18 protein-coding genes are annotated in these 19,337 nt (G+C 63.3%); 15 read left to right on the top strand and 3 right to left on the bottom strand.

The window, feature by feature from the left end:
• The first annotated feature begins 93 nt into the window (after window positions 1-93).
• The 15 genes from ACODSN_RS15495 to ACODSN_RS15425 all read left to right on the top strand — a co-directional run bounded on the left by ACODSN_RS15495 (window position 94) and on the right by ACODSN_RS15425 (window position 14,807).
• The gene (locus ACODSN_RS15495) at window positions 94-1,107 is read left to right on the top strand and encodes a zinc-dependent alcohol dehydrogenase family protein (protein WP_489056385.1); all 1,014 of its coding nucleotides are present in this window, start codon (window positions 94-96) and stop codon (window positions 1,105-1,107) included.
• 126 nt (window positions 1,108-1,233) lie between these two features.
• Window positions 1,234-2,097, top strand: coding sequence for an LLM class flavin-dependent oxidoreductase (locus ACODSN_RS15490; RefSeq protein WP_489056384.1), 864 nt, complete (start codon window positions 1,234-1,236; stop codon window positions 2,095-2,097).
• A 664-nt stretch (window positions 2,098-2,761) separates the two neighbouring features.
• Window positions 2,762-4,804, top strand: coding sequence for a conjugal transfer protein TraG (locus ACODSN_RS15485; protein ID WP_489056383.1), 2,043 nt, complete (start codon window positions 2,762-2,764; stop codon window positions 4,802-4,804).
• A gap of 2 nt (window positions 4,805-4,806) precedes the next feature.
• Window positions 4,807-5,205: a CopG family transcriptional regulator gene (locus ACODSN_RS15480; RefSeq protein ID WP_489056382.1), complete on the top strand. Its 399-nt coding sequence runs from the start codon at window positions 4,807-4,809 to the stop codon at window positions 5,203-5,205.
• A complete protein-coding gene (gene trbB / locus ACODSN_RS15475) occupies window positions 5,202-6,203 on the top strand; it encodes a P-type conjugative transfer ATPase TrbB (protein WP_489056381.1) in 1,002 nt (333 codons plus the stop codon). The genes ACODSN_RS15480 and trbB overlap by 4 nt, the downstream gene beginning before the upstream one ends.
• Before the next feature lie 3 nt (window positions 6,204-6,206).
• Window positions 6,207-6,548 (top strand): TrbC/VirB2 family type IV secretion system protein, encoded by a 342-nt coding sequence (locus ACODSN_RS15470; RefSeq protein WP_489056380.1) that lies wholly within the window; start codon window positions 6,207-6,209, stop codon window positions 6,546-6,548.
• The gene (locus tag ACODSN_RS15465) at window positions 6,545-6,829 is read left to right on the top strand and encodes a VirB3 family type IV secretion system protein (RefSeq protein ID WP_489056379.1); all 285 of its coding nucleotides are present in this window, start codon (window positions 6,545-6,547) and stop codon (window positions 6,827-6,829) included. The genes ACODSN_RS15470 and ACODSN_RS15465 overlap by 4 nt, the downstream gene beginning before the upstream one ends.
• Before the next feature lie 10 nt (window positions 6,830-6,839).
• Entirely contained in the window at window positions 6,840-9,305 is a 2,466-nt protein-coding gene (gene trbE, locus ACODSN_RS15460; RefSeq protein WP_489056378.1) for a conjugal transfer protein TrbE, read from the top strand.
• Complete coding sequence (gene trbJ, locus ACODSN_RS15455; protein ID WP_489056377.1) at window positions 9,305-10,057, top strand: P-type conjugative transfer protein TrbJ; 753 nt, start codon at window positions 9,305-9,307, stop codon at window positions 10,055-10,057. Before trbE ends, trbJ begins: the two co-directional genes overlap by 1 nt.
• Before the next feature lie 170 nt (window positions 10,058-10,227).
• Complete coding sequence (trbL, locus tag ACODSN_RS15450; protein ID WP_489056376.1) at window positions 10,228-11,550, top strand: P-type conjugative transfer protein TrbL; 1,323 nt, start codon at window positions 10,228-10,230, stop codon at window positions 11,548-11,550.
• Window positions 11,551-11,553: 3 nt separating this feature from the next.
• Entirely contained in the window at window positions 11,554-12,372 is an 819-nt protein-coding gene (trbF, locus tag ACODSN_RS15445) for a conjugal transfer protein TrbF (RefSeq protein WP_489056375.1), read from the top strand.
• Window positions 12,369-13,208 carry a P-type conjugative transfer protein TrbG gene (gene trbG / locus ACODSN_RS15440; protein ID WP_489056374.1) on the top strand — a complete coding sequence of 280 codons (840 nt, stop codon included), beginning with the start codon at window positions 12,369-12,371 and terminating at the stop codon, window positions 13,206-13,208. Before trbF ends, trbG begins: the two co-directional genes overlap by 4 nt.
• The gene (locus ACODSN_RS15435) at window positions 13,205-14,401 is read left to right on the top strand and encodes a TraB/TrbI/VirB10 family type IV secretion system protein (RefSeq protein ID WP_489056373.1); all 1,197 of its coding nucleotides are present in this window, start codon (window positions 13,205-13,207) and stop codon (window positions 14,399-14,401) included. The genes trbG and ACODSN_RS15435 overlap by 4 nt, the downstream gene beginning before the upstream one ends.
• Window positions 14,395-14,625, top strand: coding sequence for a DUF2274 domain-containing protein (locus ACODSN_RS15430; RefSeq protein WP_489056372.1), 231 nt, complete (start codon window positions 14,395-14,397; stop codon window positions 14,623-14,625). The genes ACODSN_RS15435 and ACODSN_RS15430 overlap by 7 nt, the downstream gene beginning before the upstream one ends.
• The gene (locus ACODSN_RS15425; protein ID WP_489056371.1) at window positions 14,622-14,807 is read left to right on the top strand and encodes a helix-turn-helix domain-containing protein; all 186 of its coding nucleotides are present in this window, start codon (window positions 14,622-14,624) and stop codon (window positions 14,805-14,807) included. Before ACODSN_RS15430 ends, ACODSN_RS15425 begins: the two co-directional genes overlap by 4 nt.
• A 280-nt stretch (window positions 14,808-15,087) precedes the next feature.
• Here ACODSN_RS15425 and ACODSN_RS15420 read toward each other — a convergent pair whose 3' ends face one another.
• From ACODSN_RS15420 to ACODSN_RS15410, 3 genes are all read right to left on the bottom strand, one after another.
• A complete protein-coding gene (locus ACODSN_RS15420; RefSeq protein WP_489056370.1) occupies window positions 15,088-16,911 on the bottom strand; it encodes a UvrD-helicase domain-containing protein in 1,824 nt (607 codons plus the stop codon).
• Window positions 16,912-16,919: 8 nt separating this feature from the next.
• Window positions 16,920-18,830: an ATP-dependent nuclease gene (locus tag ACODSN_RS15415; protein ID WP_489056369.1), complete on the bottom strand. Its 1,911-nt coding sequence runs from the start codon at window positions 18,828-18,830 to the stop codon at window positions 16,920-16,922.
• Window positions 18,831-18,977: 147 nt separating this feature from the next.
• A partial coding sequence (locus ACODSN_RS15410; RefSeq protein ID WP_489056368.1) for a hypothetical protein occupies window positions 18,978-19,337 on the bottom strand: 360 nt, incomplete at its 5' end.

Raw genomic sequence — 19,337 nt, 5'->3', positions numbered from 1 at the left:
GGCACACAGATTAATGTGGCTAGCCTGATGAACGAGGCGAAAGAGGTTCGATCCGGCGTTGTTCCTCCTCGACCTTCTTAGAGGATTTGAGAAATGAAAGCTGTAAGATGGACTTCCGGCGAGAAACCAGGCCTGGAACTACATGATGAACCCACGCCAGCACCGGGACCAGACGATGTACTGATCCGAGTCCATGCCGCCTCCTTAAATTACCGGGATCAGATCATTCTGGAAGGCAGATATGGGGGGCCCACCAAGGATAAGGGCATACCTCTCTCGGACGGAGCTGGCGAGGTCGTCGCGGTTGGAGGAAGCGTCACTCGGACGAAGGTAGGCGACCGTGTGACGGCCAGCTGTCATCCTCACTGGATCGCCGGGCCTCCGCGGCCGGAGAACTGGTTGGATAGCGTCGGCATCAGCAAGGACGGGATGTTGGCCGAATATATTTTGCTGCACGAGAATGCCATCGTTCATCTGCCTGCCGATATGTCGTTCATCGAGGCGGCGTGTCTCCCCTGCGCGGGGGTTACCGCCTGGACGGGCCTCAATCGTTCATCACCGCTCCAGCCGGGGCAGACGGTTTTGGTCCAGGGCACGGGCGGGGTCGCCTTGTTTGCTCTCCAGGTGGCGCGGATGTTTGGTGCCCGTGTCCTGGCGATCACGTCGACGGATGAAAAGGCAAGGAAACTTGAAGAACTCGGGGCGTACGCTGTCGTTAACTACAGCAAATTTCCGGATTGGGAACGCGAAATCCTTGCCCTCACCGACGGCAGAGGTGTCGATAAGGTGATAGACATTGCCGGGGAGCAGACAATTGTAAAGTCGGCGGCAGCGGCCAGAATTGGCGGCGACATCGCGGTGGTAGGCTTTACGAGCGGGATTGGTGGCGGACTACCGCCTATCAACATCCTGGGGCGGTCGCTCAACATAGGCGGCACGGCCATTGGCCCCCGGGCAGACTTTGAAGCCCTGGTCGCAGCAATGGCCCAGCACAAGGTCACGCCGGTCATCGACAGTGTGTTCCGCTTCGCCCAGTATAGAGATGCATATCGCCGTCTCGAGAGTGGCAGCCATGTCGGGAAAATCGTCATCGAAGTGAGCAAATAGATCGAATCTCGCCAGACTCCGCCACGCTTCCGAAGGGGGTGTCGGAACGGTGAGGTAATGGTGGATGATCGAGATTTGATATGTATCGATCGACCGCTGTAAATCAAGTCAACCTAGGATAGAGCAATGCGCTTCCACGTCGGAGAAACGATGACGGCAGTGCAGAATTATCTGCCTCTCGCCAAAGCTGCGGAATCGTTTGGATATCACGGCTTCGCAGTGTCCGACAGCGTTATTTATCCGCGAGATAGCTGGACAAGTTATGATTATGGGGGGGATGGTTCTCGTAAGTTCATTGAGAAAAAGCCGGTTGTCGAAAGCTTCGTGCTCGCGTCGGCAATTGGTGTCACCACATCCCTAGAAATCACGACGAGTGTGGTGAAGCTTCCTATCCGTCATCCTGTATATGCTGCAAAACTGGCCAGCTCGGTAGCAGCAATGGCACGTGGTCGATTTAACTTTGGTGTAGGCCTGAGTCCCTGGCCGGAAGACTATATCGCACTCGGGGTTTCTTACGATGGCCGCGGCAGTCGGCTGGACGAATGCATAGAAATAGTTCGAGGGCTGACCGGAGGCGGCTACTTCGAATATCACGGAAAATATTACGACTTCCCGCCGATCAAGATCAATCCGGTTCCAAACCGCCCTTTGCCGATCATCGTTGGCGGGCATTCCGATGCGGCCTTGAAGCGCGCTGCGCGAAACGATGGTTGGAGCTGCGCGGGAGCGTCCTTCATGGACCTCGTCGCAATGATAAAGAAGTTGAGTTCTTTCCGCGGAGACTACGAACGAGTCAGCGATTTTCGCATATTCGAGTCCGATATGGGTAAGGTCAATTATGATGATGTCAGGCGCAAGGAGGACGCAGGCGTGACAGATCTGATTGTATATTTCCGTAACATCTACGGCATAGAGGAAGATCACGAGCCGGTTTCTGAGAAGATCGATCGCTTCAAAAGATTCGCCGATGAAGTCATAGCAAGAACCTAGAAACGCGTTTGGCCTTTATACGCTTTTTCCACTGGCCGATCGTAGACGACACTCGTGATGCCGGTCGCCGATTTCGCATCACGTTATCGTTGGGCGCGGAAGTTAGTCGATCTGCTGAGATCCAATATGGGCATGTAGATTACGCAGTTATCTCGTGTCCATTACCCTCAACGATTGCTCTGTCGCTTGGCGTACTGCAAGCCCTTGAGGTTCAGAGTCCAAAGCCTCTTCTACGCACCGGCAGATTTCGGCCGCTTGTGTCGAAAGCCGTCATTCCAGGAAGCCGATCGGAATGGCACGAAAGTCCCAAGGGCGGTCCAAGCGGGTAGCAAGAACGGCCGACACCTTACCGGGTGGAAAAGGTGTCGGCCGTTAAAAAGCAAGCTTGGTGAGGTCGTTTGCAGGAGCCCGGTGGAATACCCTGTCCTTCGTCGCGCTCGCGCCTAGGTCGCGTTGAGCGTCATGTTGTTCGTCATCTGCTCGGTTCCGTTATCGACCGCACGACACAAGTAAGCGTGGGAATAACATTGCACGCGGGTAGGTCACGGGAGGCATCACAGAGGTATTTAATGGCACCAGACGGTGCCTGACGAGATGTCGCAAGTTCTGAGACTTTAGGGCCAGCCCGCAGACACTGACGTCGGCCAAGCGGGTGGAGCCCCGCATGACGCCTACGAAACTCCTCATCGGCCAGATCCTCGTGGTGCTCGCGATCATCCTCGCGAGCATCTGGACGGCGACCCAGTGGGCGGCTGCGCAACTCGCCTATCAGCCCGAACTCGGTGCGCCCTGGTTCATCGCATTTGGGCATCCCGTCTACCACCCCTGGTCGATCTTCCCGTGGTGGTTCTCGTTCGATGCGTACGCGCCGCTGATCTTCGACGAAGCTGGCGCAATCGCGGCGGCCGGCGGGTTTATCGGTTGCGGCGCCGCGATCTTCGGTTCGGTGTGGCGCGCACGCCAGTCCAACAATCTCACGACGTACGGCTCGGCGCGATGGGCGACCCACAAGGACATCAAAGCCACGAATCTTTTTGACGAGCGCGGTGTCCCGCTCGGCCGGATCGGTGGCCATGACCTGCGCCACGACGGCCCCGAACACGTCATGGCGTTCGCTCCGACGCGCAGCGGCAAGGGCGTGGGTCTCGTTGTTCCGACGCTGCTCAGCTGGACCGGCTCGACCGTCGTTCACGACATCAAGGGCGAGAACTGGCAGCTGACCGCCGGCTGGCGCGCGCGCTTCTCGCACTGCCTGCTGTTCAACCCGACGGATGCCCGCTCGGCGCGCTACAATCCTCTGCTGGAAGTGCGCCGAGGCGTGAACGAAGTCCGCGACGTTCAGAACATCGCCGATATTTTGGTCGATCCCGAGGGGGCGCTGGAGCGTCGAAACCACTGGGAGAAGACGAGCCACTCGCTGCTGGTCGGCGCGATCCTCCACGTTCTCTATGCCGAGGAAGACAAGACGCTGGCACGGGTCGCGACTTTTCTGTCCGACCCTCAGCGCAGCTTCGCCGCGACCCTGCGCCGGATGATGGCGACCAATCACCTCGGCAGCGCAGATGCTCCGCTGGTGCATCCGGTGGTCGCTTCCGCGGCCCGCGAACTGCTCAACAAGAGCGAGAACGAGCGCTCGGGCGTGCTGTCGACGGCGATGTCATTCCTGGGTCTGTACCGCGATCCGACCGTGGCTGCGGTCACCTCTACCTCCGACTGGCGCATCGCCGACCTGGTGGAGGCCGCGCATCCAATCTCTCTTTATCTCGTCGTGCCGCCATCAGACATAAGCCGCACCAAGCCGCTGGTCCGACTTATCCTCAACCAGATCGGCCGACGGCTGACCGAGGAACTTCACGGCACGGGCAAGGACGGCGAAGCCGCGCACGGCCGTCACCGCTTGCTGATGATGCTCGACGAGTTCCCGGCACTGGGACGGCTCGACTTCTTCGAGACGAGCCTCGCCTTCCTCGCCGGCTATGGCGTGCGTGCCTTCCTCATCGCGCAGAGCCTCAACCAGATCGAGAAGGCCTACGGCGAGCACAACGCCATCCTCGACAATTGCCACGTGCGCATTGCGTTTGCTACCAATGACGAGCGCACCGCCAAGCGGATTTCAGACGCGCTTGGTACCGCGACCGAGCAGCGCGCCATGCGCAACTATGCCGGTCACCGGCTCGCGCCGTGGCTCGCCCATGTCATGGTCAGCCGGCAGGAGACCGCGCGTGCTCTGCTGACGCCGGGCGAAGTGATGCAACTCGCACCGACCGACGAGCTTGTGCTCATCTCGGGTCATCCCCCGATCCGCGCGAAGAAGCTGCGCTACTATGAGGACCGCCGGTTTACGGCGCGCGTCCTGCCCGCGCCGTCGCTCGACACCGACGGATACAGCGACCTTCCCGCCGCACGGCCCGACGACTGGGCCGGACAGGTGCGCGGCGCCGACATGCGCCTCGCCGCCGGCAATGCTACCGAGGAAGGCGACGATGCCGGCGGCCTCGAACAGGCCCGCCACCCCGCGCACGAAATCGAACCGGCTGTCGTTGTAGAGCCGGACGTCGCCGACCCGCTCGGTCTCGGCGAGGACGATGGCGACCAGGCCGCCGAGCGCCGAGCGATGGACCGGGTGCAGGCGCTCTGCACCGCGCGCACCGTCTATGGTCTCGACACTGCCTCCGGTCGTCCCGACGATTTGCAGCTGGGGTTCTGACCATGGATAAGGTCCGCCACCAGCTGTTCCTGCCCAAGCCGCTCTCCGATCGGCTGGAAGCACTCGCCGCCAAGCCCGGCGCCAGCAAGTCCGCGATCCTCGTCGATGCGGTCACCGCATGGCTCAATCGCCGCGGGGCCTCCGAACTGGAGGATCGGTTCGCGATCCGGCTCGACCGACTGACCCAGGCGATTGGCCGGGTCGATCGCGACGCCTATGTCATCCTCGAGACGCTGGCGCTGTTCATCCGGTTCGAACTCGCGATCCAGACGCCGCTCGCAGAGAACGACCAGGCCGGCCGTGCGCTTGGCGCCAAACGGTTCGAAGCCTTTGTCACCCAAGTCGGTCGGCAAGTCTCGACCGGGCGCCGCACGCTCGGCGCGTCGGGGGACAGCGAATGAGCGCCACGAGCCGCCCATCCGATCTGGCCGCCGATCGCCGCCGCCGCATGCTGATCACAGCCCTCGGCGCCGACATCGCATCCGCTATGCGCGATCCACTGGTCATCGAGATCATGGTCAATCCCGACGGCGCGCTGCGGCTCGACCGCCTCGGTGAAGGGCGCGCCGATACCGAGGTGCGGATCGCGCCCGAACAAGTCGAGCGGATCATCCGGTTGGTGGCGAGCCACGCCCGTGCCGAAGTCCATGCCGAGCATCCGATCATCTCGGCCGAGCTGCCGCCGCATATCGAGGGCCGGGCCGGTGAACGGTTCGAAGGTATCCTTCCGCCGGTGTCTTTCGCGCCCTGCTTCTCGATCCGTAAGCCAGCCCAGAAGCTTCATACGCTCGACGACTATATTGCCGATGGGCTGATGTCGGAGGTCCAGGCCGACGCCCTGCGCGCCGCAGTCACCCAGCGCTACAACATCCTCGTCGCCGGCGGCACCAGCTCGGGCAAGACCACGCTCGCCAATGCGCTTCTCGCCGAGATGGCGTGGGTCGATGCCCGCGTCATCCTGATCGAGGATACGCGCGAGCTGCAATGCCCGCTGCCCGACACGGTCGCACTCCGCACACGGCCGCCGCATGTGTCGATGACCGAGTTGGTCCGCTCGACGATGCGCCTGCGCCCCGATCGCATCGTGGTTGGCGAGGTCCGCGGTCCCGAGGCGTTGGACATGCTGAAAGCCTGGAACACCGGCCATCCCGGCGGAATCGCCACCGTTCACGCCAACAGCGCGACCGCCGCGCTCTACCGCATCGAACAGCTTGTGCAGGAGGCGGTCGTCACCGTGCCGCGCCAGTTGATCGCGGAAGCTATCGACATCGTCGTGTTCATTTCCGGGCGCGGCGTCGACCGCCGCGTCTCGACCATCGCGCGCGTCGCCGGGCTCGATCCCGACACAGGCACCTACGCGCTCGCCGACTTTCCCACCGCCAGACCCAAGGAGATCTGATCCATGACCCGTGCCCAACTGACTCGCCTTTCCGGCAATCGCTTGTCGCTGGTCGGCGCAGCGATAGGCCTCGCGATTACCTTTGCCACCCAGCTCCAGGCTGCCGGCTCCGGCATGCCGTGGGAAGAGCCGCTCCAGCAAGTGCTGGAATCGGTGCAGGGACCGGTTGCCAAGATCGTCGCGGTGATCATCATAATCGTTACCGGCCTGACCCTCGCCTTCGGTGAAAGCGCAGGTGGGTTCCGACGCCTGATCCAGATCGTGTTCGGCCTGAGCATCGCATTTGCTGCGTCCTCCTTCTTCTTGTCCTTCTTCAGCTTCGGCGGCGGGGCGCTGATCTCGTGATCGCCCAAACTGCCTTTGCCAGCCAGCACATCGACGGCTTCGAAGTGCCGATCCATGGTTCGCTGGGATCGCCGCTGCTGCTCGGCGGCGCGCCGCGCGGTCTCGCGATCGTCAACGGGACGTTGGCGGCCGCTGTCGGCCTGGGTCTCCAGCAATGGTTGGCCGGGGCACTGCTCTGGGCGGTCGGTCACAGCATCGCCGTGATGGCCGCTCGCCGCGACCCGAGCTTCGCGCCGGTCCTGCTTCGCCACATCCGCCAGAAGGGGTATTTCGCATGCTGAGGCGCTCGTCATGATGTTTATGGGCGAATATCGCGACCGCGCCGAGCGGCTCGCCGACCATCTTCCCTGGGCGGCACTGGTCGCCCCGGGCGTGGTGCTCAACAAGGACGGCAGCTTCCTGCGGGTGCTGGCGTTCCGTGGTCCCGATCTCGAATCCGCGACCGAAGCCGAACTGGTCGCGGCCTGCGCGCGGGCGAACAATGCGCTGAAGCGCTTCGGCAGCGGCTGGGTCTTGTTCTTCGATGCCGAGCGGCGCGAGGCGCTGGCCTATGCCGACAGCGCGTTTCCCGATGCGGCGAGCTGGCTGGTCGATGGTGAGCGGCAAGCGGCGTTCGAGGCCGAAGGCACGCATTTCGAGAGCCGCTATCACCTGACGCTGACCTGGCTGCCGTCGGCCGATGCGACCGATCGGGCCGGGCGCTCGCTGGTCGAGCGGCCCGATGGTGACAAGGAGCGCGACTGGCGCGGCGCGCTGGAGAGCTTCGTCGCCGAGACCGATCGCGTGCTCGACCTGCTCGCCGGCTTCATGCCCGAGGTTCGGCCACTCGACGACGGCGCAACGCTGACGTTTCTTCACGGCACCATCTCCGACCGGCGACATACCGTCGCTGCGCCGGAAACGCCGATGTATCTCGACGCGGTGCTGGCCGATACGCCGCTGGTCGGCGGGCTCGAGCCGCGGCTCGGCGATCTCCACATCCGCACGCTCACCATCCTCGGCTTCCCGAGCCTCAGCCGGCCGGGCATCCTCGATGCGCTCAACCACCAGGACTTCGGCTATCGCTGGGTCACCCGTTTCATTGCGCTCGACAAGACCCTGGCAACGAAAACGCTCACGTCGCTGCGGCGCCAGTGGTTCAACAAGCGCAAGTCGGTCACCGCGCTGCTGCGTGAAGTGCTCTACAACCAGCCGACGCAGTTGCTCGACAGCGACGCCGACAACAAGGTCGTCGATGCCGATCTCGCGCTGCAGGCGCTCGGCGGCGACCATGTCGCGTTCGGCTACCTGACCACGACGATCACGGTCACCGACCGCAGTCGGGCAGCGGTCGAGGACAAGGTCCGCTCGGTCGAGCGGATCGTCAACGGCCTGGGCTTCACGTGCGTGCGCGAAGGCGTGAACGCGGTCGAGGCATGGCTCTCGTCCCTGCCGGGCCATGTCTACGCCAATGTCCGGCAGCCGCTGGTCCATACCCTCAACCTCGCGCATCTGATGCCGCTGTCATCGGTGTGGGCCGGGCTGATCCGGAACGCGCATCTCGACGGACCGCCGTTGCTGGTCGCCAAGACCGCCGGCTCGACGCCGTTCCGGCTGTCCACCCATGTCGGCGATGTCGGGCATATGATGGTGGTCGGGCCGACCGGAGCTGGCAAATCAGTGCTGCTGAGCCTGATCGCGCTTCAGTTCCGCCGCTACGCCGACGCGCAGGTCTATATTTTTGACAAGGGCAATTCCGCGCGCGCCGCAGTGCTAGCGATGGGCGGCGCGCATCATGCGCTTGGCTCCGCTGAAGCAGACGGCGAAGCGCTCGCCTTCCAGCCACTAGCAGGCATCGATGACGCGGATGAGCGTAGCTGGGCCGCCGAATGGATCGCGGCGCTGCTCGCTGCTGAGAATGTGCTTGTCACGCCGGAAGTGAAGGACGCGATCTGGACCGCGCTCGGCAGCCTCGCCTCGGCGCCACGCGAGGAGCGGACCATGACCGGCCTCGCGCTGCTGCTCCAGTCGAATGCACTGCGGATCGCGCTCCAGCCCTACACGCTCGAAGGGCCGCACGGCCGCTTGCTCGACGCGGCCGAACAACAACTCGCACTCGCCGACGTCCAGTGTTTCGAGACCGAGGCGCTGATGGGCCAGGCCGGCGCGGTGGCGCCCGTGCTGACCTACCTGTTCCACCGACTGGAAGAGCGGTTCGACGGGCGGCCGACCTTGCTGATTCTCGACGAAGCCTGGATCTTCCTCGACCATCCGCTGTTCGCCGCCCGAATTCGCGAATGGCTGAAAGTGCTGCGTAAGAAGAATGTCGCTGTGCTGTTCGCGACCCAGAGCCTCGCCGACATCGCCGGATCGGCGATCGCGCCGGCCATCATCGAAAGCTGCCCACAGCGGATATTGCTGCCCAACGATCGCGCGATCGAGCCGCAGGGCCACGACATCTATGCGCGCTTCGGGCTCAACGACCGCCAGATTGAGCTGATCGCCCGAGCTACGCCCAAGCGCCATTATTATCTTCAGTCCGCGCGCGGCAACCGGCTGTTCGAACTTGGCCTTGGCCCGATCGCGCTGGCGCTTTGCGGCTCGTCCGACCCTGCCGCGCAGGCGCGGATCGACGCCATTCTCGCCGAGCACGGCCGCAGCGGCTTTGCCGCAGGCTTCCTGCGCGATGCCGGGCTCGACTGGGCGGCCGATCTCGCCGCCGACTTTCCGGTCCCCGACCGACCCGATTCCCAAGCCCCCCAAGAAGGAGAAGAGTAATGCGTACCCCCACTCGAAAGCACATCATCGCGTTGGCCCTCTGCCTCGGGACCGTTGGTTCGCTCGGGATGGGCTTGGTGATGTCGGCCACACCGGCATACGCCCAATTCGGCGGCGTCGTGTTCGATCCCAGCAATTACGCGCAGAACATCCTGACCGCCGCGCGCACGCTGCAGACCGTCAACCAGCAGATCCAGCAGCTCCAGAACGAGGCGCAGATGCTAGTCAACATGGGCAAGAACCTGACCCGCATCGACTTTCCGCAGCTCGATGCCCTCAAGCAGAAGCTCGCCGAGATCGACCGGCTTATGGGCCGGGCACAGGCGATCGACTTCCGGGTCGACCAGCTCGACGACAAGTTCCAGTCGCTCTACCGCCAAGACTTCTCGTCGGCGCTGCGCACCGATGCCCGCGTTCGCGATGCCCGGTCCCGGCTTGACGCCAGCATGGGCGCCTTCCGCCAGACGATGACGGTGCAGGCGCAGGTCGTCGAGAACATCCAGTCGGACACCGAGGCGCTCGCCGACATCGTCGCGCGCAGCCAGGGTGCCGAAGGATCATTGCAGGTCAGCCAAGCGACCAACCAACTGCTCGCGCTCACGGCCAAGCAGCAGTTCCAGCTCCAGCACATGATGGCGGCGCAGTTCCGCAGCGAAGCGGTCGAACAGGCGCGCCGCGCCACCCAGGCCGTCGAAGCCCGGGCGGCAACCAAGAAGTTCCTCGGATCCGGATCGGCCTACACGCCCCGATAGCCCCCAAGGGCCGATAGGCCCGACCCGGACCCCGGATCTGCCCGACAGGCTCGATCCGGACCTACGATCGGCGGCGTTCCCTCCCGCCCCGGTCGCCGTCGCGGGGCGCGGTCCAGCTCCCCAGCCGCGTCCCGCGACATCTTTCCAATCGCCAGCAGGAAGGCAGCCACTTGAACGACCTCAATGTCATCGACCGCTTCCTGCAGGCGTTCATCACCTACATCGACAGCGGTTTCGGGCTGCTCGGTCCCGATGTCGGATTCCTGACCGCGACGCTGATCGGCATCGACATCACGCTCGCCGGGCTGTTCTGGGCAATGGGCGGCGAGGACAATGTCATTGGCCGCTTCCTCCGCAAGATCCTCTACATCGGCGCGTTCGCGTTCATCCTGAACAGCTTTTCGACGCTCGCCGACATTATCTTCCGCTCGTTCGCGCAGGCCGGCCTGACCGCCGGTGGTGGCACCTTGTCGGCCGACGACCTGCTCAAGCCCGGGCGCCTCGCCGGGACCGGCTTCTCTGCGGCCTGGCCGCTGCTCGAGCAGGCGAGCGAGATGGTCGGCTTCACGACCTTCTTCGACAATTTTCTGACGATCATGGTGCTGCTGTTCGCCTGGGCGCTGGTGATCGTCGCCTTCTTCATCCTCGCCGTGCAGATGTTCGTCTGCATCCTCGAATTCAAGCTGACCAGCCTCGCCGGCTTCATCCTCGTGCCGTTCGCGCTGTGGAACCGGACGAGCTTCCTCGCCGAGCGCGTGCTCGGCAATGTCGTGAGCTCGGGCATCAAGGTGATGGTGCTCGCCGTCATCGTCGGCATCGGTTCGAACTTCTTCACCGAGTTCACCGAAGCGCTCCAGGGCCAGGACCCCGACATCGGACAGGCCATGAGCCTCGTGCTTGCCAGCCTGTCGCTGTTCGGCCTCGGCATCTTCGGCCCGTCGATCGCCTCGGGTCTGGTCGCCGGCGCGCCGCAACTCGGTGCCGGCGCGGCGCTAGGCACGGCAGTTGGCGCGGCTGGCGTGACCATGCTCGCCGGTGGCGCTGCCGCTGGCGGCGCAAGGGCACTTGGCGGTGCGGCGCTCGGCGCGGTACGATCGGGCACCGCGATGGGGTCGGCCGCTTCGACCGCCTACCAACTCGGCCGCGAGACTGCCGCCACGCCATCGTTCGGCACCGGCCTTGGCGGCGTCGCGCGTGCCGCCGGCAATGCCGCCAGATCGCGCGCGAGCAGTGCGCTCGGTCTGGGCGGGGCCGCTGCCGACGGACGCCAGGCGGCATGGAACGCGCTCAACCAGAACTCGACCCAGAATTCTTCGGCGCCGTCTCAGGGTGGACCGGGCGGTGGCGGGGAGACGGGCACGCCCGCCTGGGCACGTGCGATGCGCGACCAGCAGACCAACCGGCATCGGCGCCAACTTGCCATCCACAGCATTAGCCAAGGCGATCGCGGCGGCGCCTCCGCCACCCCCGATATCAAGGAAAGGAACGACTGAGCCATGTTCTTCAAGCGAAGTGCGCAGCGCTACGGGCGCACACCACCCCCGGAGACGCCGTACCAGCGTGCGGGCCAGCTCTGGGACGACCGGATCGGCTCGGCGCGGGTGCAGGCGCGCAACTGGCGGCTGATGGCGTTCGGCTGCCTCGCCCTGACCGCGGGCACCTCCGTCGGCCTTGCCTGGCAGTCGCTGCAAAGCCGCGTCACGCCCTATGTTGTCGAGGTTGATCGGCTCGGTGAGGCGCGGTCGGTTCAGGCCGCCGATGTCGCTTACCGGCCGACCGATCCGCAGGTTGCGTGGCACCTGTCGCACTTCATCGCCAATGTCCGCTCGGTGTCGCTCGATCCGGTGCTGATGCGGCGCGACTGGCTAGAGGCCTATGATTTCGCCACCAAGCGCGGCGCACAATTCCTCGGCGAATATGCCCGGTCGGCCGCGCCATTCTCCAATGTCGGCGAGCGCACCGTCTCGGTGCAGGTCACCAGCGTCGTGCGGGCATCGGACAAGTCGTTCCAGGTGAAGTGGACCGAGACCGCCTTTGAGCGCGGCTCACAATCCGGCATCAGTCGTTGGACAGCGATCCTGACCACCGTGACCCGCCCGCCGTCCTCCGCCGATGTGCTGCGCAAGAACCCGCTCGGCATCTATGTCGATGCGGTCGACTGGAGCCGCGAGCTCGACACTGCGCCAGCGCAGACTGTTTCTCCGCCGCCTAGCGCGCGGGCCACTGCGAACCCGTCGGGCAATCTGCCGCTCGGATCGCCGCTCAATCCCACCCTCGGCGCCCAGCCGTCCAACATTCAGGAGACCAACCCATGAAACTGGCCTTGTTGCCGACGATCATCGGCATGATCGTAGCATCCCCCACACTCGCGCAAACCCGCGATCAATCTCAGCCGCTCAGGACCATCCAGTCGGCAACGCGGAGCGCAACGATCCAACCGGCCGCGGCCAGTTTCTTCAGCGGCGCGCAAGTCTATCCCTATAGTGAGGGCACGATCTTCCAGGTCTATGCGGCACCAGGGCTGGTCACCGACATCACGCTCCAACCTAGTGAAGGCCTCATCGCTGTCGCGAGCGGCGATACCGCACGTTGGGTGATCGGCGACACGACCAGCGGTTCGGGCGAAGGCAAGCAGACCCATGTGCTGGTGAAGCCCTTCTCGGCGGGCCTCACCACCAACCTCGTCATCACCACCGATCGCCGCGCCTATCATGTTCGACTGGTAAGCACTGCGACCACCGCCCTGTCGTCGATGCGCTGGACATACCCGCAGGATGAGTTGCTGTCGCTACGCCGCAAGACCGAAGCCGTACAGGCCGCTACGCCCGTCGCCAGCGGGCTTGCCATCGAAAATCTTCACTTCAACTATGTCATCACCGGCGACAAGCCGGCCTGGCGGCCGCTTCGCGCGTTCGATGATGGTGCCAAGACCTATGTCGAGTTCCCGGCGTCGCTCGCCAACGGCGATGCGCCTCCGTTGTTCGTTGTCGCGGCCGACGGCAAGGCGGAACTAGTCAACTACCGGGTGCGCGACCGCTACTATGTCGTCGATCGCCTCTTCGATGCCGCCGAATTGCGACTGGGACTGAAGAAGCAGCAAGTCGTGCGCATCGATCGGCTCTCACCTCGTTCCAAGCGGAGGGGCGCATGACGGACGTTGCCGCCAACGAAATCCCGGAAGCTTCACCGCCGAAGGTCGACCCCGAGACATTGAGCATCCGGTCTCGACCGGCACGCGCCATCCGCTTCAGGCGCGGCGCGATCATCGGCGTGACGGCCATTGGCTCGGCGAGCCTGATGGGCATCGCTTGGATGGCGCTCAAGCCGCAGGTGTTCAGGCAGGTCGCCCAAGAAAGCGAACTGTCGCAGCCAATGTCGAAACCGGCGTCGGATGCACTCTCGGGACTTCCGAGCAGCTACGGTGATGCGCCGAAGCTCGGACCGCCCTTGCCCGGCGATCTTGGTCGTCCGATCCTGCGGGCGCAGGAACGCGCGGAGAGCGTGGCTGCTCCCTCCCGGATTGATACCGGCGAGGCGACAAGGCAACAGCGCCTGGCTGAACTCAAGGCGGCGCGCGAGTCCGGGCTCATGACACAGATTGCAACGAGCCGCGGCACGGCGACGTTGCCGTCGGACGGCGCACCCACAGCAGCGGGCACCCGTGCGTCAGCTTCGCCAGCGACCGGCACGCGCAAGGAGCAATTCACTTACGAAAGCGACGCGAAAGGCGATCATAACGCCGGCGGCCTGATCGCACCGGACTCGCCGAATATCCTGCTTGCCGGGAGCGTCATCACGGCCAGCCTCGTCACCGGGCTGAATTCGGACCTTCCTGGAATGGTAGTCGCGCAGGTGACCCAGAACGCGTTCGATACGGTTACGGGTAACATCCTGCTCGTGCCGCAAGGTGCCCGGCTCATCGGCAAATATGATAGCGTCGTTGCGTTCGGGCAACGGCGCGCGATCGTCATCTGGCAGCGACTGATCCTGCCCGACGGCAGTTCGGTTTGGCTCGACAACATGCCCGCTACCGATGCCGCTGGATATGCCGGCCTGTCCGACAAAGTCGACTTTCATACCTGGACACTGCTCAAGGGTGTCGGCATTGCCACGATGCTCGGGGTCGGGTCGGAACTATCGATCTCGAGCGAAAGCGACTTGGTGCAGGCGATCCGAGAGTCCGCCCAATCGAATACGGCGCGAGCCGGCGACCAGATCACGCAGCGAAATCTCGACATACAGCCCACGATTACGATCCGCCCTGGCACGCCAATCCGGCTGCTCGTCACCCGCGACCTCACCCTCGCGCCCTGGAGAGAATTAGGAGGATACAGGATATGGTAGATTTGAAACTGGCCAAGTTGCCTGACAGGACGCCGGTGAAGCTTGCCATCACCATAACGCCGGACCTGCAGAACGCGCTGCGAGACTACGCGGCTGTCTACGCCAAGACCTATGGTTCAGAGGAGCCGATCGCAGAGCTGATCCCTGCGATGCTGGCCGCATTCCTGGACAGCGATCGCAACTTCGTCAGGACGCGCGAGGCCTTTCACCGGGGCCAGTCATGAGCCATTCTTCGAACGAATCCATGGAGCCGATTACGGTCCGCGTGGCTGCCGCCGTCCGGATCACAGGGCTGAGCCGGTCGCGAATCTACGAATTGATCAAGGCCGGCGACATTGAAATCGTGAAAGTCGGAAGGGCGACGCTGGTCCGATATGACAGCCTCAAACGACTGGTCGCACGATAGCCTATCGGCATACGAACAGAACAATTTTTCTCTGGCAGCCTCATGACCATGGAGCAGGATCTTTCAGTTTTACCGTTCAACTGTCTCGAATTTACTGGCAGGTGAATGTCGTATTCGAAGCATCAATGTTGGGATAACTACCGTTCCTGCACCGTCGCCTCACGACCCGATTGCGCCATTCGTTTCTGGCGGCGCGATGTAGCAATCTAACAAAAGCAGTCATTCGGGTTTTTTCATGACACCACCCGGATTTCAGATCGCCAGCGCTCACCGCTCAAATCTATTCCACGGGGATCAGCAGGACGCAGACATCGTCCTTGGGCGACATGATTGTTGTTCGAATCTTCGCGCGGGTCACGCTGACGCGGAAATTCTGGCGCACCTGCGTCATCGGGCCGGCGTTCACATTGCCGCCGACGATCCGATCTGGGTTGCCCACGATCTCGCCTTTAACCCGCTTCGGCCAGCCTTCAAAGATGATGACTTCGTCGAACTGCTTACCTTTTGCCTTGTGCATGTTCATCACGACAACACCTGACTCAGGCTTGTGCGCCGTCGCGAAATGCTCCTGAACGAATGACTGACGCGTGATGGCAAGGGCGTTCTTGTAGCCCCCGGTGTCGCGCCAATCCTGCGAGAGGCTCTGACGGAGCTGCATGCCCCGTTCCAGCAGGCGAACGTTACGGGCTTCCTTGGCAACCTCCACGAGCCGCTTGCAGCCACCCGCCTCGAGGACGGCGCGAACCGCCGTCCAGTCGGCATCAGGCTGGCCGGTCAGCACCACGGCGCTCGCAGCCTGGTGTACGGCGAACGTCGCCTGCAGGACGCTGCTGCCAGGCGTCGCCTTGCCTTTTGCAAGGCATTCGTTCCACTTTTCCAGCGCGGACCTGAACCGCCCGGCTTCCTCCAGGTCGCCCTTCGTCGGCTTCGCGCCGCCGCGTCCGTCGAAGAAGCTGCAAAGCACGTCGACGAACTCGTCGAAGCAGCCATTATGACTGCGCTGCTGCAGGAGCAACGCGATCACCTCGGCGGCCAGGATAGGGCCTTCCATATCGACGGCCGCCGTATGAGCGATCGGCGGCACATTCCCGAACGGCGCGCGCAGATTGTCGGACACCAGACGCGTCATGCGCTTGGTGGGGACCAGGATCGCAAGCGACCACTCGCGCTGGCCTAGCGCGAGGAGCCGTTGCCGGGCCTTCAACACCTGAGCGACAAGCGAGGCATAGGCTTGGTTCGGGTTCGACGCGAACCATTCGGCTTCCACGCCCTGATAGGGTTCGTCGCGAAACTTGCCTGTGAGGAGATGATTGCCGAAGATGGCAATATCGGTGCCCTTGCTGCGGTGATTGTCGCCGGCGAGGTCGTGCTCCGACGGCGTGAACGCAGCCCTGAAGTGGTTCAGCCGCTCGGGATCGGCGCCGATGAAATCGAAGATGCGCTGCTCGGGATCGGCCAGCGCGATCAGCGTGCTGCTCTTCCCGATCGCCTCGACGGCGCGCCATTGCTCGGCGCTGGTGTCCTGAAATTCGTCCAGGATGATAAACGGGTACATGGTCGAGACGAGCTCGCGCACCTTGGCCGAACCGTGCAGCAGGATGGCCACGCGCTCGGCGAACAGATCGAAGCAGACCTTGCCTTCCTCGGTCGCGAGCCGCATGCGTTCGGCCACTTCCAATGCCGCCTTCTGCGCTTTTTCCTGGTCCGACAGCTTCGACGGGGCCTTGAAGCCGCTGCGGATCGACGACAGCGCGATCGCTTCGTTCGGCGGCGTCAGGATCGTCATCCGCCGCGGAAACCCAACCAGGTAGCCGTGGGCCTTCAGGATGCGCCAGAAGAACGAGTGATAGGTATCGACCTCGATCCGATTCTTTTCCTCCTTGGTGACCGACCGCTCTTCGTCGATCGCCTCGAAAACGCGCGAGACGGTCGCGCGCGCGAAACTCAGGAAAAGGATGCGCTGCCCAGGCCGCAGTTTTTCACGCGCGATCTTCGCCGCCTTCAGGATCGACACCGTGGTCTTGCCCGAGCCGGGACCGCCGACGACGAGCTGGGGCCCGTCCGCGGTTAGAACTTCCTTTTGCGCCAGCGTCAGGTCGACCATGGCGCCCTCTAAGCAGCGGGCCCGAGGCCGGCCTGCCCGCCATTCCCGGCCGGAGGCGCGGGCGGAGCCGATGGAGCCGGCGGCGCTGGCGGTGGCGGCGGGACAGAAGGCGCTGGCGGTACTGGCGGTGCCGGGGGCGCGACGGGCGCGGGCGGCGGATCACAGATGGCCTTCAGCGTTATGCACGCGTCGCGGATCCACGATGGAATCTCGGCCTCGGAACACTGACCAAGAAAATCGGCGATGCCCCAACTGCCCTTGGCCCAACCGAAATACTCTTTGAGCGCCGGGATCAGATTGGCCTTTGGATCGGGATATTTGCCGAGAATGTGAGGTGGCCAGTCGAGCGCATCCGAGAACCGCTCGAGCGCCTCCTGGGTCGTATTCTTGAGGATCAGATCCTCGATCCCCTTTTCCTCGTGCATGAAGAGCCGCTCGACCTGAGCTTCGATCGCCGCCTTCGCCGGATCGGTCTGCTTGTCGCATAGCCCGAAGGTCCGCTTGCCAAGACCCTTATATAGCCCCGCGAGGTCGGCGATCTGCGACTCGGTCCCTGCATCGATAATGCAGATGCCCAGCGCCTCGATCGAGGCATAGGTCGCGGCATTCAGCTCGGACAGTCGGCGCGCGGCCACGGGGAAGGCGCTGGCCTCGGTCGCCCCCTCGGCGATTAGCACGCGGCGGGACAGAAGACCCTCGCAGAAGCGGGTGCGAAACTCCTGACGATAGCGCTTGTGCTTGACGCTATCGGGCAACGCGATCTGCGCCTGGCTCAGTGTGCCCGCATTGTCCCGTGACAGGATCACCGTCTCGTCCAGCTTGAACTCCTCAAGAACGTAGGGCGAATGCGACGTGACGATCGACTGCGCCGCCAGCTTGCGCAGCTCGTGTACGATCCGCTTCTGCGCATAGGGCGGGATCGCCGTCTCGACCTCCTCCATCGCGAAGATGACGTTCTGCTTGTCCTCGGCGATCTGCGACAGCATCGCCAGGACCAGCATGTTGATCGTGCCGGTGCCCTGCCGGAAGAACGGCGCCGCGTGAGTACCGTCGCCGGTCGCGATGAAGGCGGTCACGACCTTGCGCAGGTGCTCGCGCGTCAGATTCGACACCTTAAGGTGCGGCTTCACGCCCCATTCGCGCGGCACATATTTCTTCAGCGACTTGTCGATGCTTTCTAGCACGCCGGAAATGCCGAGCGCCGGATCTCTTGCGACGTCGAAGCCGGCGAGCGTACCGATCGTGCCTTCCCACATCTGCGGCCGGATTTCCTTCAAGCGCAGGATGATGTCGAGGAGGCTGCCGTGCTCCAGGCTGAGCGCGCGCGACCCCGTGCGCAGCGAGCGCAGGAAAAGGAAGCCGCAATGTTGCTTGTCCTTCTTGGAGAAGGGCTCGGGCTTGTCGCCTTCGGTTAGGCTGCGCGAATAGAAGGTATTGCCGGTAAAATCGTCTTCGTCCGGGTCATAGGCGCCTATGAAGGTGACACGTAGCGCGGCCTTGATGTCCGCAGCATCGACGCCCGCCGGATTGGCATCGGTGAAGAAATCGCCCGTTGCGACGTTGAGCCATTCGACATGCCCACCGAACCTGGCCTCCTGCTCTTCGGACAGGCCAATGATGGTGACTTCAACCGTGATTTTCGGTGCCTCACCGGGGGCCGCGTCCGCACCCTCAACCGGCTCAGCGCCTTCCTCGGGCTCCGCTGGAGCTACGGCGAGATAATTGCCCTCGAAAAAATCATGCTCGTCGACTGGGGGGCGCCGGCTCAGTCGATCGGGACCCAGCGCAAGATCTATTGCTTCGAGGACAGAGGATTTGCCCGCGTTATTGTCGCCGATGAGGACGGCGTGGTCAGGCAGGACCAGATTCGTAGAACTGATGCCCCGGAAATTATCGATCGATACGGCGTAGATCTTCAACGCAGCCCCCTGGCGCAATTCAGTTCCATTATTTTCCCTGCTTCACCGCTACCTCCGATTCAATCCGACGTCACCCGCCATTCCGGCAAAAGCCACTACGGGGGCGGGACTGCGGCATAAAGGACCCCTGTCCCTGATGTTATCATATTATTTAATGTCGCGTGGCGTATCCGCCTTCCTCGCCCGCGCAAATAACTTCTCGAAGTCGGCGCGGTATCCCTCCGCAAAGCCGCTCGTACCATCAATTTCAACGACGAGTGGATGGCCTGCTCGAGTCACCGCCATGTACGGCGAGACAAAGATATCGCCGCCCGTGTCGATCATCATGTAGGTTAGGTCATCTTTGGCCAGCTGAATGTTGAGTTGCCCCCCTTCGAACGACTCTTTGTACTCATCCATCAGTTCGCCGAGCAGGCTTACGAAGTCCCTAATATGACCTGCATAGTCCTTGCTGTTGATTGCCGTTGAGAAGTGACCCGGGGTTTTCATCGAGAAGTGACCCACCTT

This window comes from Sphingobium sp. FG11, from assembly GCF_057809915.1.
This window is presented reverse-complemented; position numbering and strand designations above follow the sequence as displayed.

Excerpts from the sequence above, each read along its gene's own strand:
- ACODSN_RS15480 (WP_489056382.1), top strand. The coding sequence starts at position 4,807 with ATGGATAAGGTCCGCCACCAGCTGTTCCTGCCCAAGCCGCTCTCCGAT.
- ACODSN_RS15420 (WP_489056370.1), bottom strand. The coding sequence starts at position 16,911 with ATGGTCGACCTGACGCTGGCGCAAAAGGAAGTTCTAACCGCGGACGGG.
- ACODSN_RS15435 (WP_489056373.1), top strand. The coding sequence starts at position 13,205 with ATGACGGACGTTGCCGCCAACGAAATCCCGGAAGCTTCACCGCCGAAG.
- ACODSN_RS15430 (WP_489056372.1), top strand. The coding sequence starts at position 14,395 with ATGGTAGATTTGAAACTGGCCAAGTTGCCTGACAGGACGCCGGTGAAG.
- ACODSN_RS15490 (WP_489056384.1), top strand. The coding sequence starts at position 1,234 with ATGCGCTTCCACGTCGGAGAAACGATGACGGCAGTGCAGAATTATCTG.
- ACODSN_RS15425 (WP_489056371.1), top strand. The coding sequence starts at position 14,622 with ATGAGCCATTCTTCGAACGAATCCATGGAGCCGATTACGGTCCGCGTG.
- trbG (WP_489056374.1), top strand. The coding sequence starts at position 12,369 with ATGAAACTGGCCTTGTTGCCGACGATCATCGGCATGATCGTAGCATCC.
- trbJ (WP_489056377.1), top strand. The coding sequence starts at position 9,305 with ATGCGTACCCCCACTCGAAAGCACATCATCGCGTTGGCCCTCTGCCTC.
- trbB (WP_489056381.1), top strand. The coding sequence starts at position 5,202 with ATGAGCGCCACGAGCCGCCCATCCGATCTGGCCGCCGATCGCCGCCGC.
- trbF (WP_489056375.1), top strand. The coding sequence starts at position 11,554 with ATGTTCTTCAAGCGAAGTGCGCAGCGCTACGGGCGCACACCACCCCCG.
- trbE (WP_489056378.1), top strand. The coding sequence starts at position 6,840 with ATGATGTTTATGGGCGAATATCGCGACCGCGCCGAGCGGCTCGCCGAC.
- ACODSN_RS15485 (WP_489056383.1), top strand. The coding sequence starts at position 2,762 with ATGACGCCTACGAAACTCCTCATCGGCCAGATCCTCGTGGTGCTCGCG.
- ACODSN_RS15470 (WP_489056380.1), top strand. The coding sequence starts at position 6,207 with ATGACCCGTGCCCAACTGACTCGCCTTTCCGGCAATCGCTTGTCGCTG.
- ACODSN_RS15495 (WP_489056385.1), top strand. The coding sequence starts at position 94 with ATGAAAGCTGTAAGATGGACTTCCGGCGAGAAACCAGGCCTGGAACTA.